A 14,371-nucleotide genomic window follows, 5' to 3' on the forward strand; every position below is an offset into this window, starting at 1 on the left:
CGGGCGGGCGAGGGCGTCGACACGCCCGGGCATCCCGCTCAGCCAGCCCGCGCTCAGACCTCCCGCACCACCTCGCCCGGATCCTTGTCGGGCCGCAGGCCCCGCCAGCGTGCCTGGCGCAGGATGCCGCCGGGGGTGAACTCCGCGAACTCCACCTCGGCGACGAGTTCGGGCCGCACCCACAGCGCGTCGCGGGCATCGGCGGCGGGCACCCCCACGAACGGGTCGGTGTCGCTTCCCAGCGCGGCGAGCATCTCGCCGAGTCTGGCCAAGGTCTGGTCACCGAAACCCGAGCCGACGCGGCCGGCGTACTGCAGGCCGTCCGGTCCGGGGACACCGACCAGGAGCGACCCGATCGTGCCCGCGCGGTTGCCCTTGCCCGGGCGGACGCCGCCGATCACGACCTCCTGCGTACGCGAGTGCTTCACCTTGAGCCACTGTTCCGAACGCTCGCCGCGGCGGTATACCGAACCGGGGTCCTTGACCACGACGCCCTCGAGCCCGAACCGGCCGCTCGTCGCGACGGCGGCGTCGACGTCGTCGAACACGGGCGGCACGACGACGGGGGCCCCGGCATCCTGCGCCAGTGCCTCCAGGATGCCGCGCCGCTCGGTCAGCGGCAGGGCGGCGACGTCGCGCTCGCCCACCGAAAGTACGTCGAACAGGTACAGCTGCACCGGTGTGCGCCGGGCTTCGCGCTCGATCTCGCGGGGCTGCGCGAGGTTCATCCGTCTTTGCAGCAGGGGGAAGCTCGGGCGTCCCTGCGCGTCGAGCGCGACGATCTCGCCGTCGACGACCGCGGGCTCCGGGCCGAGCCCGAGGTCGACGGTCGTGAGTTCGGGGTAGGCGGCGGTGAGGTCGTTGCCGTTGCGCGATCGAAGGCGCAGCCGCTCGCCGTCCCAGAGGCCGATTCCGCGGATGCCGTCCCACTTCATCTCGACCCACGGCTCGCCCCAGCGGTCGGCGGCGGCCCGGGCGATCCCGGCGGTGGCGGCGGTGGACAGCATGGGGCGCAGCTGCGCGGGACTCGGGGGAGCCGGCGGCGTCGAGGTGCCGGGCGCCGGCTCGGGCGCGGGCTCCGGCTCGGGCGCCTCGTCGCTCTCCGTCGCAGTCACCGTCACCGCGACCCGATCCGCGCGGCCGTGATCGAGGGCCACCACCGGGTCGCCATCACTCTGCGGCCGACCCTCGGCATCCGTCTTCATCCGGTGCAGCAGCCACTGCGACTTCTCGCCCGCGCCCTCGGTGCGGATGAGGGCCAGACGCACTCGGCCGAGCGGCCCGTCGGGCCCGCCCTCGAGGGTGGCGATGACCTCGTCGTCGCGCCATTTCTCGAGCTCGTAGGTGCCCGTGTCCCACACCGTCATGATGCCGGCGCCGTACTCGCCGCGGGGGATCTCGCCGGCGAAGTCGAGGTACTGCATGGGGTGGTCTTCGGTCATGACCGCGAGGCTGTTCTTCGCCGTCGTCGGGGGGACTCCCTTCGGGACGGCCCAGCTGACCAGCACCCCATCGTGTTCGAGTCGTACGTCCCAGTGCAGGCGGGTGGCGTGGTGCTCTTGGATGACGAAGCGGGGAAGACCGTCGGGTGCGGCGTCGGCGTGCGGGGCATCGGGCACGGGCTCGGGGGTCGCACCCGCGGTGCGCTTGGAGATGTACGCACGAAGGGGTCCCGCGTCGCGCTCGACCGGCGCGAGCGGATCGCCGGGGCGATCCAGCACCTCGGTGAACAGCAGGTGACGTAGGCCCGGGTCGTCGAGCTCCTCCCACGTGCGCGGGGCGGCGACGGTGGGGTGCGATCGTCCCCGCAGCGAGTACGGCGCGATCGTGGTCTTCGAGCCGTTGTTCTGGCTCCAGTCGATGAAGACCTTGCCGGGGCGCGCGGACTTCGACATCTGGCTGACCACCAGGTCGGGGTGGTCGGCTTCGATCGCCCGGGCGAGTTCTTTCGCGATCGCGCTGGCGGCATCACTCGATTGGCGGCCGTCGAGGTGCGCGTAGAGGTGGATGCCCTTGCTTCCGCTCGTCACCGGCAGGGGGTCGAGACCGATGTCCTGCAGGATGACGCGTGCCCACCGGGCCACCTCGGCGCACTCGGCCAGGCCGACGCCGGGTCCGGGGTCGAGGTCGAGCACCAATCGGTCGGGGTGGAGCCTCTCGCCGTCGGCAGAGAACCGCCACTGGGGCACGTGCAGCTCGAGGCTCGCGACCTGCGCCAGGTAGACGACGGTGGGCAGATCGTCGACGAGGGGGTAGTCCTTGGCGCCCGAGGAGTGGTCGATCGGCAGGCGCCGCACCCAGGCCGGCGCTCCGGGTTCGAGGGCCTTGGCGAAGAAGGGCTCGCCCGGGTCGGCGTCGGTGCCGACCCCGTCGGGCCAGCGCTTGCGCGTGACAGGACGATCTCGCACGTGGGGGAGCAGGCGCGGGGCGATGCGGGAGTAGTAGTCGATCACCTCGCCCTTGGTGGTCCCGGTCTCGGGGTACAGCACCTTGTCGAGGTTCGACAGACGCAGGCGGCGTCCGCCGATGCGCACCGTCTGCTCCGTCATCGCCCCAGCGTAGAGCGGGGGCGATGACCGGGGTACCGCGGAGCCGAACTCCTGAGTTTCGTGCGCGAACCGGCCGGTGTGCCCACGCTCTACGCTTCGCGGCGAGTTTCTCAGGAGTTTCGCCCGGGATCGCGGCGGGAACCGACCGCGACGCCGAGTCCCTCGCGCGGCAACCCCCTCGGCATCCGCCCCTCTTTCGGTGTTCACTGTTCCCATGCGATCGATCTGGAAGGGCGCCCTGACCTTCGGCCTCGTCAACGTGCCCGTGAAGGTGTACTCGGCCACCGAAGACCACGACGTCTCTCTGCACCAGGTGCACAACAAGGACGGCGGGCGCATCCGGTACCAGCGCATTTGCGAGGTCGACGGCGAGGTGGTGCCCTACGCCGACATCGATCGCGCGTACGACGACGGCGAGCAGACGGTCGTGCTGACCAAAGACGACCTCGCGTCGCTGCCGAGCGAACGCAGTCGCGAGATCGAGGTGGTCGAGTTCGTTCCCAGCGATCAGGTCGATCTGCTGACCCTCGACAAGGCGTACTACCTCGAGCCCGACTCCTCGTCGCCGAAGGCGTACGTGCTGTTGCGCAAGACGCTCGAGCAGACCGACCGCACCGCGATCGTGCGCTTCTCGCTGCGTCAGAAGACGCGGCTCGCGGCCCTGCGCGTGCGCGACGACGTGCTCGTGCTGCAGACGCTGCTCTGGGCCGACGAGGTGCGTGAGGCGGCGTTCCCCGCGCTGGACGAGAGCGTGCGCATCTCGGCGAAGGAGCTCGAGATGTCGGCCTCTCTGGTCGAGAGCTTCTCGAAGGATTTCGACCCCGAGGAGTTCACCGACGAGTACCAGGCCGAGCTGCGCACCCTGATCGACGCGAAGCTCGAGCAGGGCGACGCCATCGACACCGCGGCGACCTTCGGCGAGCAGGAGAGCGACGACGACGGCGGCGAGGTCATCGACCTCATGGAGGCCCTGCGCGCGAGCGTCGAGCGCAGTCGCGCGGCCCGCACCGAGAAGGCCGACGACGCGCCGGCCAAGAAGGCGCCGGCGAAGAAGAAGAGCTCGAAGGCGTCCTGATCAGCGCGCGGGCTGGTCGCCGTCTTCGAGCGTCTTCGGGTCGAGCGTGAGGGCCTCGGCCTCGGCGTGCGTCACGACTCCGTGGCCCGCGGCGGCGTCGCGCTTGGCGGCGGCGCGTTCGCGGAAGTAGTGGATGCCGATGAACACGACCGTGCCCGCGACGGCGGCGAGCAGGATGACGTCGATGTACTCCGTCACGATGTCGCGGATGAACGGGATGTATCCCACGACGTAGCCGAGCATGGTGAGGCCGATGCCCCAGATGATGGCGCCGATGAGGTTGTAGAGCGTGTACTTGCGCCACGGCATGTGGCCGACGCCGGCGGCGATGGGGGCGAACGTGCGCACGACGGGCACGAAGCGGGCGAGGATGACGGTGAGACCGCCGAACCGCTCGAAGAACGCGTTCGTGCGCTCGACGTTCTTCCTGCTGAAGATGCCGGATTCTTTGCGCTCGAAGATCGAGGGTCCGGCCTTGTGCCCGATGTAGTACCCGACCTCACCGCCGATGAAGGCGGCCACACCGATGGCGAGCGCCACCCACCAGGCGTTGAGTCCGAACACGCCGTTGGGTGCCTGCGGGGTGGAGTGCGAGAGCAACCCGGCCATGATCAGCAGGGTGTCGCCGGGCAGCAGGAAGCCGATGAGCAGACCGGTCTCGGCGAAGATGATGAAGCACACGACCAGCAGCGCCCAGGGCTGCGAGTTGGTGATGATCGTCGCGGGGTCGAGCCACGGGAGCAGCGCGCTGGTGGTGTGGATCACATCGGTCCCGTCGGGTCGGAGTATCGGTGCGGGGAGCAGCGAGAATCGTGCGGAAGGGGGGACTTGAACCCCCACGCCCGAAGGCACAGGAACCTAAATCCTGCGTGTCTACCGATTCCACCACTCCCGCGAATGGGTTCATTCTAGGTCCGCGTGAGCGGCGCTACGTGTGAAGCGGCCCTCAACTGCCGCGACCTCACCCGCGGGTGGTGCGCGGGGGCGACACGCCGGGGGAATGCGGGCGTCGACCGCGTGCTTGTCTTCCGCATGAAGGCGATCACGTACTCCCAGCCCGGTGACTCCTCCGTTCTCTCGCTCGCGGAGCGCCCGCTTCCCGAACCCGGTGCGGGCGAAGTGCGCGTGCGCATCGTCGTATCGGGGGTGAACCCCACCGACTGGAAGGCCCGGGCCAACACCGACCGGCCGCTCGCGTTCGACGAGGTCACGCCCAACCAGGACGGGGCGGGAATCGTGGATGCCGTCGGCGACGGCGTCGAGGGTCTCTCGGTGGGCCAGCGGGTGTGGGTGTACCTCGCCGCGCACCAGCGTCCGACCGGAACCGCGGCCGAGTACTCGGTGCTCCCCGCCGAGCGCGCCGTCCCGCTGGCCGACGCGGCGTCGTTCGAGCTCGGCGCCAGCCTCGGCGTTCCCGCGATGACGGCCCACCGCGCCCTCACCGTGCACGAAGACGGCCCGTCGCGCCTCGCCCCGGGTGCCCTGTCCGGGCGCACCGTGCTCGTGCAGGGCGGGGCCGGAGCGGTCGGACACGCGGCCATCCAGCTCGCCGTCTGGGCCGGCGCCACCGTCATCGCCACCGTCAGCAGCGACGCGAAAGAGGCGCTCGCGCGCGCGGCCGGCGCCCACCACGTTCTGCGCTATCCGAACGAGGCGCTCGCCGACGGCATCCGCGAGCTCGCCCCGAACGGCGTAGAGCACATCGTCGAGGTCGCGATCGCCGACAACGCCGGTCTCGACGTCGAGGTGATCGCGAACCACGGCACCATCGGGTACTACGCCGACAACGGGGGCGATGCCTTCACCGCGGCCGTTCGCGTGAGCTTCGCCAAGAACGTCCGCTGGCAGGGCCTGCTGCTGTACACGGTGGGCGAGCGTGCGCTCGCCGCGGCCGCCGAAGACGTCTCGGCCGCGGTGGCGGCCGGAGCGCTGCCGGTGGGCGAGGAGGCCGGACTGCCCCTCAGCGGGTTCCCCCTCGATGAGACCGCCGCCGCGCACGACGCCGTCGAGGCGGGCGTCACCGGCAAGGTCCTGATCCGCGTGGCCGACGAGGACTGAGCCGCAACCGAAGCTCAGAGCAGCGGGACGGATCGTCCCGCCTCGAACGAGAACGTCCCGCCGGGACCACGCACCTCACGGTGCGGATCCCGGCGGGACGGTCGTTCCGGGGCCGCGCGTCTCACGCGGCCCCGGTCTTCGTCACTGCTGCGGACGTCGGCGGACGACGGCGGTGCCGGCGGCCACGATGACTCCGAGGGCGAGCATGCCGATGCCGATGGCGGGCAGCGGCGACCCCGCGACGTCGGAACCGGTGCGCGGCAGGTTGCCGCCGGGGCCGTTCGCACCGGGACCCGTCGTCGCCGTGGGCACCGGGCTCGGGGTGGCCGTCGGCTCGCCGGTGGGCTCACCCGTCGGCTCCGGGGTCGGCTCGGTGGTGGGCTCGGGCGAGGGCTCGCCGGGCGTGGGCTCGGGAGTGGGCTCCGGATCGACGGCGGCGTCCCACGCCAGGGCGAAGGCCGCGTGGCCGATCGCGGGCGAGAAGATGTCGATCGAGTCGCGGTTCACGTTCGCGAGGGTGTCGTCGACCGTGTGGTAGTTGCGGTCCATGAAGACACCGGGGGTGCCGCCGAAGAGCTCGGCCTGCTCGTCGGTCTTGATGTCGTCGCCACCCGAGAACAGTCCTCCCGAGGGGATGTCGTTGTCGATGAACGCCTGGTAGTCCGAGCGACCCGAGTACTCGGAGTCGATCCACGGCTGCTCGATCGAGTCGAAGTAGTCGGTGTAGATCTTCTCGATCTCGACCGAACCGTCGGGGATGGTCACGTCGTCGGCGGGGAACGTCGAGCGATCGGCGTCGTAGACGCCCACCGTGAAGTTCTCGGAGCCGATCATGTCGTAGTTGAGGTAGGCCGAGATGCGGTCGAGCTCGGCGGGGTCGTTCTGCACGAGGTCGTCGACGTAGGCGGTCGAGCCGAGCAGGCCGATCTCTTCGGCGCCCCAGAGCGCCAGACGGATGCGCTTGTCGTTGGGAACCTCGGATGCCGCGACCTTCTCGGCCAGGGCGAGCACGGCGGCCGAGCCCGAGGCGTTGTCGTTCACGCCCGGACCTTCGGCCACGCCGTCGAGGTGCGCGCCGATGACGACGGTGTCCTCGGGGTCGCCGGCGATGCTGTCGGCGATGACGTTGAAGGTCTGTGCGACGAGGAACTGCTTCTCGATGACGGCGGTGCCCTCGACGGGGGCGTCGGCGGCAGCGGTCTCGACGAGAGCGGCGAGCGTGTCGCCGGCGGACTGGGGAAGGGTCGCCGCGGGGGAGTCCTCTTCGTTGCGGGGACCCGAGCCGACGTTGGTCAGCTGGTCGTCGGGAGAGACGCCCTCTTCGGCCGGCCGTTCATTGTTGTAGACGAAGACGCTGCCCGCTCCGGCGGCCGAGGCGAAGTCGATCTTCTCCTCGAAGGTGCAGACGCCGCGCTGGATCAGCACGATGGCGCCGGCGGGGACGGTGGCGTAGTCGGTCGCGGCGCAGCCGATGTGCGTGCCCTCGGCGTCGAGGGGCAGCGCCAGAGCCGCGGTGTACGGCTCGTCGGTGCCTTCGCTGTTGTCGAAGTGCGAGCCGGTGTAGGTGGTGCCGTCGACGGTCAGCGAGGCTTCGCCCAGCTCGGAGTAGGGCACGTCGAAGGTCTGTCGCGAGACGGTGAACGCCCCGGTGCCCTCGAGGACCTGCTCGGCGTACTGCGCCGCGGCCTCGTAGCCCGGACCGTTCCAGGTGCGGTAGCCCTGATCGGCGAACGACCCGGTGATGTCGGCCAGCTCGGTCAGGTGGGTCATGACGTCGGCGCCGGTGAGGCCGAGGTCGTCGGGGGTCTCGCCGGGGGCGGGGGCGGCGAACGCCGCCGGGGCGATCATCAGGGCGCCGCCGACGAGAGCGCTCGTCGCCAGCACGGCCGACGCGCGTCGAGCGCGTGAGGCAGTGGGGTGCAGGGTGTTCCGGGGCACGATGGGGAAACCTCTCCGCGGGCACCATCGCCCGCTTCATCCAGGGGGAATGACACGTCGCCGTGAAAATGGCGATCGCGTGACCGATTCTCATCGGAAATTCATCAGATGGCCAGAGTTCGCCGGATTTTTTACCGTCCCGAAACACGTCCCCGAGGTCGTCGGGTATCGGACGGCGGCCGTTCCGGCGTGCTCCGCGCGTCAGGGGCGGCTTCGAGGGACGTACCGCGGCACCCACCGCACGAACCCGATCGCGCCCAGCAGGGCGATGAATCCCATGGCCCCCACGCCGACCGACAGGGAGACCAGCGCGGTCAGAGCCGACACCAGCAGCGGGGCGATCGCGCCCCCGGCGTCGGTGAGCGTGCGCCACGAACCGAGGAACGCGGCCGGCTCCGTCGGCGGGGCGATGTCGGCCCCGAGGGTGAGCAGGATGCCGCTCGACAGCCCGTTGCCGACGCCGAGCACCGCGGCGAACAGGGCGAACCACATCTCCGCGCTGCCGAGGTCGTGGGTGAACGAGAGCGCGAGGAAGCCCGCCCCCATCAGCGCCATCGCGGGCAACGCCGCCCACAGGCGTCCGAAGCGGTCCATGACCTGGCCGCTGGCGTAGAACAGCGCGAAATCGATGGCGCCCGAGACTCCGACGACCACGGCGATGGTCCCGGCATCCAATCCCAGCGACACACCCCAGAGCGGCAGCACCACCTGACGCGCCGAGCGGACGGCAGACAGCGAGGCCGCCGCGAGACCCAGGCGCGCGAGCACACCGCGGAAGCGCCACATCGTGCGGAACACCCCCACCCGCTCGACGACGGGAATGGCTCCGGTCACCGGCTCACCGGTGTCTTCGGCATCGTGGGAGTCGGCCTCGCGGGAGTCGGGGTCGCGGGAGTCGCCCTCGTTGCGTCGGCTCACGGAGCCGGCGCCCACCGGCACGGCCTTCTCGGGATCGGGGCCGAAGAATACGAGCAGGATCGTCGCGACCTGGCACACGGCGAAGAAGACGATGGATGCCGTCTCGTCGCCGAAGATCCCCAGCAGCGCCGCCGAGATGAACGGCCCGACGAACATCCCGAGGCGGAAGGTCCCGCCCAGCAGCGACAGCGCGCGAGCGCGGAAGTGCAGGGGCAACCGGGTGGTCATGAAGGAATGGCGCGCGAGGGCGAACGCCGCGGCGCAGAATCCGATGAGGAACACGGCCGCGGCGAACAACAGCAGGGAGTTCGCGAAGACCACCCCGGTCAGACCGCCCAGGATCACGATGCCGGCGACCCCCATCGTCAGGCGCTCGCCGAATCGCGCGACCGCCCATCCGGCGGGGATGTTTCCGCAGAGCTGGCCCACGACGAGGGCCGCCGCCACGAGCGCGGCCACGGCGACGTCGGCCCCCAGGCGGTCGGCGATCACCGGGATGAGGGGGATGACGGCCCCCTCGCCGAGGGCGAACAGCAGGGTGGGGCCGTAGATCATCGGCGCGAAGCGCACCAGCACGTTCCGGGGCGAGTCGGCTGTCACCGTCTCCACGATAGGCTGAATCCAAATGCTCGAACTCGATCTGACCGCCGACATCCAGGCACTTCGCTCGACCTTCGCCGATATCCAGGCCGTGGTCGACGTCGATGCACTCACCGCCGACATCGCTCGCCTCAGCGAAGAGGCCGGCGCGCCCAACCTCTGGGACGACGTCGACAACGCTCAGAAGATCACCAGCCGTCTCAGCCACCGCCAGTCCGAACTCAAGCGTGTGACCGAGATCGAGCAGCGCCTCGACGACCTCGAGGTGCTCGTCGGTCTCGCGATCGAGATGGACGACGACGAATCCGCCGACGAGGCGCGGCGCGAGCTCGCTTCGCTCAAGGACGTGATCGGTCAGCTCGAGGTGCAGACCCTCCTCGACGGCGAGTACGACCCGCGTTCGGCGGTCGTCACGATCCGCTCCGGCGCCGGGGGCGACGACGCCACCGACTTCGCCGAGATGCTGCTGCGCATGTACCTGCGCTGGTGCGAGCGTCACAAGTACCCCGTGAAGGTCATGGACACGTCCTTCGCCGAGGGCGCGGGCATCAAGTCGGCCACCTTCGAGGTCGACGTCCCCTACGCCTACGGCACCCTGTCGGTCGAGGCCGGCACGCATCGCCTGGCGCGCATCAGCCCGTTCGGCGGCGCCGACAAGCGCCAGACGAGCTTCGCCGCGGTCGAGGTCATCCCCGTGATGGAAGAAGCCGTCGAGGTCGAGGTCCCCGAGGGTGACATCCGCGTCGACGTCTTCCGTTCGTCGGGCCCCGGCGGACAGTCGGTCAACACGACCGACTCCGCCGTGCGCATCACGCACCTCCCGACCGGCCTCGTCGTGTCGATGCAGAACGAGAAGTCGCAGATCCAGAACCGTGCGGCCGCCATGCGCGTGCTGCAGACGCGACTGCTGCTGCTCAAGCGCGAAGAAGAGGCCGCGAAGAAGAAAGAGCTCGCCGGCACGATCACCGCGAGCTGGGGCGATCAGATGCGCTCCTACTTCCTCTACGGCCAGCAGCTCGTGAAAGACCTCCGCACCGGGTACGAGGTCGGCAACCCCGCGGTCGTCTTCGACGGCGACCTCGACGGGCTCATCGCCGCCGGCATCCGGTGGCGCAAGCGCAAGGACGACGACTGATCCGCGACCCCCGCGGTCCGAGAGTCCTATGGATGCCGTCACCCCGGCATCCATAGGACTCTCTCGGTTTGCGGACACGGCGCGTCCTGTCGAGGTCGTCGGGGCACCCGCTTAGGCTCATCGAGCCATGATCCGGTTCGAGAACGTCACCAAGCGGTATCGCGGCACCGCGAAGCCCGCCCTGAACGCCGTCGACTTCGAGGTGCAGCGCGGGGAGTTTGTCTTCCTCGTCGGTGCCTCGGGTTCCGGCAAATCGTCGTGCCTGCAGTTGATCCTGCGCGCCGAGACCCCCAGCGACGGTCGTGTCGTGGTGCTCGGTCGCGACCTGCGCACGCTGTCGAACCGCAAGGTTCCCTACTTCCGTCGCCACATCGGCTCGGTCTTCCAGGACTTCCGCCTGCTGCCGAACAAGACCGTGCATCAGAACGTGGCTTTCACCCTGCAGGTCACGGGCGCTTCGCGCGGGTTCATCCAGCAGGCCGTTCCCGAGGTGCTCGCGCTCGTCGGTCTCGACGGCAAAGAGAAGCGCCTTCCCCACGAGCTGTCGGGCGGTGAGCAGCAGCGCGTCGCGATCGCCCGCGCGCTGGTCAACCGTCCCCAGGTGCTGCTCGCCGACGAGCCGACCGGAAACCTCGACCCCGGCACGTCGATCGACATCATGCGTCTGCTGGCCCGCATCAACGCCGGTGGCACGACGGTGGTCATGGCGACCCACGAGGCCGGTTTCGTCGACCAGATGCAGCGTCGCGTGATCGAGCTGAGCGGGGGCGAGATGGTGCGCGACGAGCGCCACGGCGGCTACGGCGACACGTCGAGCCTGCCCCGCCTGGCCCCCGAGGTCGAGAAGGGTGCGGCCGCGGTCGCCGCCCTCACGGCCGTGCTCGAGGTGCAGCGCGAAGTGACCCACATCTCCGGCCCCGTCGAGCCCCTGCGCGGCCCCGAGGGCGCGCCGGCTCCGGCCCCGTCCGCCGAGCCCGCGGCGGCCCCGGGCGCCACGCCCGCCGTGACCACGCCGTCCGCCGACGCCCCGCGCGAACCGGGCACGAACACGCGCTCCATCCCGGTCACTACGCCGGACGTCGACGCCCTGGGCCTCGCCGACCGGCTGGGACTGGGCGAGAAGAAAGACCGCAACGACGAAGTGGGACCCACGTCATGAGGTTCGGGCTCATCCTCTCGGAGGCCTTCACCGGCCTGCGTCGCAACGCGTCCATGGTGATCTCGGTCATCCTGGTCACCTTCGTGTCGCTGACCTTCGTCGGCGCCGCGATGCTCATGCAGATGCAGATCGGCAAGATGCAGTCGTACTGGGCCGATCGTGCCCAGGTGGCGGTGTTCATGTGCGCGGCGGTGTCCGACGTCGACACCTGCACCCCGGGGCAAGCCGCGACGCAGGAGCAGATCGACGCCGTCAAGGCGACGCTCGACGGCGAGGCGCTCGCCCCGCTCATCCGCGACTACACCTACTCGACGAGCGACGAGGTGTTCGAGAACGCGAAGAGCCTGCTGTCCGACGACATCGCCGACGTGGTGACGGCCGACCAGTTCAATGCGACCTTCAGCATCAACCTCGTGGACCAGAATCAGGCCGACGTCATCTCGGAAGCCTTCGGCGGCCAGACCGGCGTCGAAGAGGTGAAGGACCAGATGCAGTACCTCGAGCCGCTGTTCCAGGCGCTGACGGTCGCGACCTACGTCGCCGTCGGCATCGCCGGTCTCATGCTCATCGCCGCGGTACTGCTGATCGCGACGACCATTCGACTGTCGGCGTTCGCCCGACGGCGAGAGCTCGGCATCATGCGCCTGGTCGGCGCCTCCAACCGCTTCATCCAGACGCCGTTCATCGTCGAGGGCGTGTTGGCGGCCCTCATCGGGTCGGCTCTGGCGAGCGTGGCCGTCTGGGCGATCGTGGGGGTCGGGGTCAACCAGTACCTGCGCGACCGCATCGGCTTCATCACGTCGTGGGTGGGGCTGTCCGACGTCGCCTTCGTGATCCCGGTGATCGTGGTGATCGGCGTGATCCTCGCGGCGCTCAGCGCGAGCTTCGCGATCCGTCGCTGGCTGCGCGCATAAACCCCTGCGTCGTTCGACGTCGGATCCCGGATGCCGGTGACCCCGGCATCCTGTACGCTGGAGGGCTCTGTGTGCCCATGATCATGAGGAGGTGGCACCATGCCTCGTGAGCAGGGTGGAAAACTGATCGCGTCGAACAAGAAGGCGCGCCACGACTACGCCATCGAGAAGACCTACGAAGCCGGTCTCGTGCTGACCGGAACCGAGGTCAAGTCGCTGCGGCAGGGCCGCGCGAACCTCACCGACGGGTACGCCTACATCGACGGCGGGCAGGCGTATCTCGACGCCGTGCACATCCCCGAGTACTCGCAGGGTCACTGGACGAACCATTCGGCCAAGCGCACCCGCAAGCTCCTGCTACACCGCGAAGAGATCGTGAAGCTCTCGCACGCGGTGTCGGCCGGTGGGTACACGCTCGTCCCGCTGCGGTTGTACTTCCTCGACGGTCGCGCGAAGGTCGAGATCGCGGTGGCCAAGGGCAAGCGCGAGTTCGAGAAGCGCCAGACGATCCGCGAACGCGAAGACAAGCGCGAAGCCGAGCGCGCCATGCGCACGAAGAACCGGCTGGGCGACTGAGGTCGGATTCGTGGCGGTGACCTGCGTTGCCGTGACGCTCGTTGCGGTGACCTACGTGCGCGGTCAGCGCGCTGGGTTGCCGCGGGACGCGGTCATTCCGCGCGGAAGCGCCCCTCGACCACCGATCTCACGACGATCTCGGGTGGCTGCAGGCTGAACGACGGGCCGCTCGAGTCCGAGGCCGCGGCGAAGCGCGCCGACAGGGGTGCCGTCGGTTCCGGCCGTGCCCCGAGCAGGCCGGCGTCGGCGATCTCGACCGGTGACACGGAGGCCAAGCCCAGAGCGCTTGCGTACGCGCCCGCGCGCTCGACGGCGACGTGTACCGCGGCGGCGGCCACGTCGCTCTCGACGCGCACGCGTGTGGCGGGGGAGAGGCGCCATTCCACGGCGATGACCTGCACGTCGTCGGACTCGGTGACGTCGCCGAGCCACCACGACAGGGCCCCGGCGTCGGTGAACGTCGCCGACAGCTCGACGCTGGCGTGGTGCACGAGCGGCAGCTGCGCGCCGTCGCTGTTCCACGGTCGGTCCGACCAGACCGACACCCGAGCACTCGACCATTCCGACACCTCGCCGGAGCGAAGGTGCGCCACCAGGCCGTCCTGCACCGACGAGGCTCGTACCTGGGCGCCCTCGATCACAGGTCCGCGGGACGGCCCGTCGGTCGACACCGTCACCCGGACGGCGGCCTCTTCGGCGCGCACGCGTGCTTCGCTCTCTCCTCGGACGGTGACCACGACCTCGCTCATGCGGTGAGCCTACGCGAGGGGAATCGCTGTTCTGCGGAGGAGATCGAGGGGGCGGGGTACGGGGCCGCGCGTCGTGCCGACCGCCGCGGGGTCGCGTCGAGTTCCCGGCACCAGCTCGCCACCGCTGCGGGCCACGCGGAATGCGCCGGGTGTCGGAGCGTTGTAGACTGTGAGGCTCCGGTGCTTCGGCATCCGGATTGGTAATTCAACAGCGTGACAGTGGCCGCTCCACACGGAGTTCACGGGGCTGATCGGTTTCGACAGCGTCTGCGAACCCGCGAGAAAGCGGGCCGAGGATGTGGGGTTATCTCGTAAACGCTCCCTGCAAAACAATAAGTGCCGATGCTAAGCGCACTGACTTCGCCCTCGCTGCGTAAGCGAGCCCGATAGTCCGTCAGACCGTGTGCGACCCCGCCACGGATCCTGGCGTCATTTAGGGGTCTTGCTGTGTGATGGCGTCTGGACGTCACACGGGACTTTCCCAGGCTGGGCTTGTCGACTTAGGTGTCTGTGACAAAGGTCGGAGCCGAGTAGAACGTCTGCACAGACTGCGCCCGGAGAAAACGCGGAGACCCAGCGTTGGACGGGGGTTCGATTCCCCCCAGCTCCACGAGTCACTGTCACGTGAGAAAGCCCTCGTTCCCGCCCGTTTCGGCGGGGACGAGGGCTTTCTTGGTTTCGGGATCGAACCGAGCGCTTG

11 protein-coding genes, 1 tRNA gene and 1 other RNA gene are annotated in these 14,371 nt (G+C 69.7%); 7 read left to right on the forward strand and 6 right to left on the reverse strand.

Translation table 11 applies throughout. The features are described 5' to 3' along the window. Positions 1 to 53: 53 nt before the first annotated feature. Complete coding sequence (locus BJP65_RS15745; protein WP_070409736.1) at positions 54 to 2,549, reverse strand: ATP-dependent DNA ligase; 2,496 nt, start codon at positions 2,547 to 2,549, stop codon at positions 54 to 56. 214 nt (positions 2,550 to 2,763) lie between these two features. On the opposite strand from BJP65_RS15745, the gene BJP65_RS15750 reads away from it, so the two are divergent. Further along, positions 2,764 to 3,624, forward strand: a complete 861-nt coding sequence (locus BJP65_RS15750) for a Ku protein (RefSeq protein ID WP_070409737.1) — start codon at positions 2,764 to 2,766, stop codon at positions 3,622 to 3,624. Here the strand turns inward: BJP65_RS15750 and BJP65_RS15755 are convergent, their stop codons facing one another. Both BJP65_RS15755 and BJP65_RS15760 read right to left on the reverse strand, forming a co-directional pair. After that, positions 3,625 to 4,389, reverse strand: coding sequence for a DedA family protein (locus tag BJP65_RS15755; protein ID WP_055837845.1), 765 nt, complete (start codon positions 4,387 to 4,389; stop codon positions 3,625 to 3,627). A 48-nt stretch (positions 4,390 to 4,437) separates the two neighbouring features. After that, positions 4,438 to 4,519: transfer RNA gene (locus tag BJP65_RS15760), tRNA-Leu, on the reverse strand. A gap of 137 nt (positions 4,520 to 4,656) precedes the next feature. On the opposite strand from BJP65_RS15760, the gene BJP65_RS15765 reads away from it, so the two are divergent. Further along, positions 4,657 to 5,682: an NADPH:quinone reductase gene (locus BJP65_RS15765; protein ID WP_070409738.1), complete on the forward strand. Its 1,026-nt coding sequence runs from the start codon at positions 4,657 to 4,659 to the stop codon at positions 5,680 to 5,682. A gap of 141 nt (positions 5,683 to 5,823) precedes the next feature. Here BJP65_RS15765 and BJP65_RS15770 read toward each other — a convergent pair whose 3' ends face one another. After that, positions 5,824 to 7,620: a M20/M25/M40 family metallo-hydrolase gene (locus BJP65_RS15770; protein WP_156784918.1), complete on the reverse strand. Its 1,797-nt coding sequence runs from the start codon at positions 7,618 to 7,620 to the stop codon at positions 5,824 to 5,826. A 201-nt stretch (positions 7,621 to 7,821) separates the two neighbouring features. Further along, a complete protein-coding gene (locus tag BJP65_RS15775) occupies positions 7,822 to 9,093 on the reverse strand; it encodes an MFS transporter (RefSeq protein WP_070410069.1) in 1,272 nt (423 codons plus the stop codon). Positions 9,094 to 9,163: 70 nt separating this feature from the next. On the opposite strand from BJP65_RS15775, the gene prfB reads away from it, so the two are divergent. The 4 genes from prfB to smpB all read left to right on the forward strand — a co-directional run bounded on the left by prfB (position 9,164) and on the right by smpB (position 12,922). Next, positions 9,164 to 10,273, forward strand: coding sequence for a peptide chain release factor 2 (gene prfB / locus BJP65_RS15780; protein ID WP_055939718.1), 1,110 nt, complete (start codon positions 9,164 to 9,166; stop codon positions 10,271 to 10,273). A 127-nt stretch (positions 10,274 to 10,400) separates the two neighbouring features. Further along, positions 10,401 to 11,432 carry a cell division ATP-binding protein FtsE gene (ftsE, locus tag BJP65_RS15785; protein ID WP_055939721.1) on the forward strand — a complete coding sequence of 344 codons (1,032 nt, stop codon included), beginning with the start codon at positions 10,401 to 10,403 and terminating at the stop codon, positions 11,430 to 11,432. Then, the gene (gene ftsX, locus BJP65_RS15790) at positions 11,429 to 12,346 is read left to right on the forward strand and encodes a permease-like cell division protein FtsX (protein ID WP_055836391.1); all 918 of its coding nucleotides are present in this window, start codon (positions 11,429 to 11,431) and stop codon (positions 12,344 to 12,346) included. Before ftsE ends, ftsX begins: the two co-directional genes overlap by 4 nt. Before the next feature lie 99 nt (positions 12,347 to 12,445). Beyond that, positions 12,446 to 12,922 (forward strand): SsrA-binding protein SmpB, encoded by a 477-nt coding sequence (smpB, locus tag BJP65_RS15795; RefSeq protein ID WP_070409739.1) that lies wholly within the window; start codon positions 12,446 to 12,448, stop codon positions 12,920 to 12,922. Between the two features lie 92 nt (positions 12,923 to 13,014). On the opposite strand, the gene BJP65_RS15800 is transcribed toward smpB, so the two are convergent. Beyond that, positions 13,015 to 13,671, reverse strand: a complete 657-nt coding sequence (locus BJP65_RS15800) for an SIMPL domain-containing protein (RefSeq protein WP_070409740.1) — start codon at positions 13,669 to 13,671, stop codon at positions 13,015 to 13,017. 243 nt (positions 13,672 to 13,914) lie between these two features. Here BJP65_RS15800 and ssrA point away from each other — a divergent pair. Continuing rightward, positions 13,915 to 14,284: a transfer-messenger RNA gene (gene ssrA, locus BJP65_RS15805) on the forward strand. Positions 14,285 to 14,371: the final 87 nt, after the last annotated feature.

The organism is Microbacterium sp. BH-3-3-3, from assembly GCF_001792815.1.
Lineage (GTDB): Bacteria > Actinomycetota > Actinomycetes > Actinomycetales > Microbacteriaceae > Microbacterium.

Excerpts from the sequence above, each read along its gene's own strand:
- ftsE (WP_055939721.1), top strand. The coding sequence starts at position 10,401 with ATGATCCGGTTCGAGAACGTCACCAAGCGGTATCGCGGCACCGCGAAG.
- BJP65_RS15800 (WP_070409740.1), bottom strand. The coding sequence starts at position 13,671 with ATGAGCGAGGTCGTGGTCACCGTCCGAGGAGAGAGCGAAGCACGCGTG.
- BJP65_RS15765 (WP_070409738.1), top strand. The coding sequence starts at position 4,657 with ATGAAGGCGATCACGTACTCCCAGCCCGGTGACTCCTCCGTTCTCTCG.
- BJP65_RS15750 (WP_070409737.1), top strand. The coding sequence starts at position 2,764 with ATGCGATCGATCTGGAAGGGCGCCCTGACCTTCGGCCTCGTCAACGTG.
- BJP65_RS15745 (WP_070409736.1), bottom strand. The coding sequence starts at position 2,549 with ATGACGGAGCAGACGGTGCGCATCGGCGGACGCCGCCTGCGTCTGTCG.
- BJP65_RS15775 (WP_070410069.1), bottom strand. The coding sequence starts at position 9,093 with ATGATCTACGGCCCCACCCTGCTGTTCGCCCTCGGCGAGGGGGCCGTC.
- smpB (WP_070409739.1), top strand. The coding sequence starts at position 12,446 with ATGCCTCGTGAGCAGGGTGGAAAACTGATCGCGTCGAACAAGAAGGCG.
- ftsX (WP_055836391.1), top strand. The coding sequence starts at position 11,429 with ATGAGGTTCGGGCTCATCCTCTCGGAGGCCTTCACCGGCCTGCGTCGC.
- prfB (WP_055939718.1), top strand. The coding sequence starts at position 9,164 with ATGCTCGAACTCGATCTGACCGCCGACATCCAGGCACTTCGCTCGACC.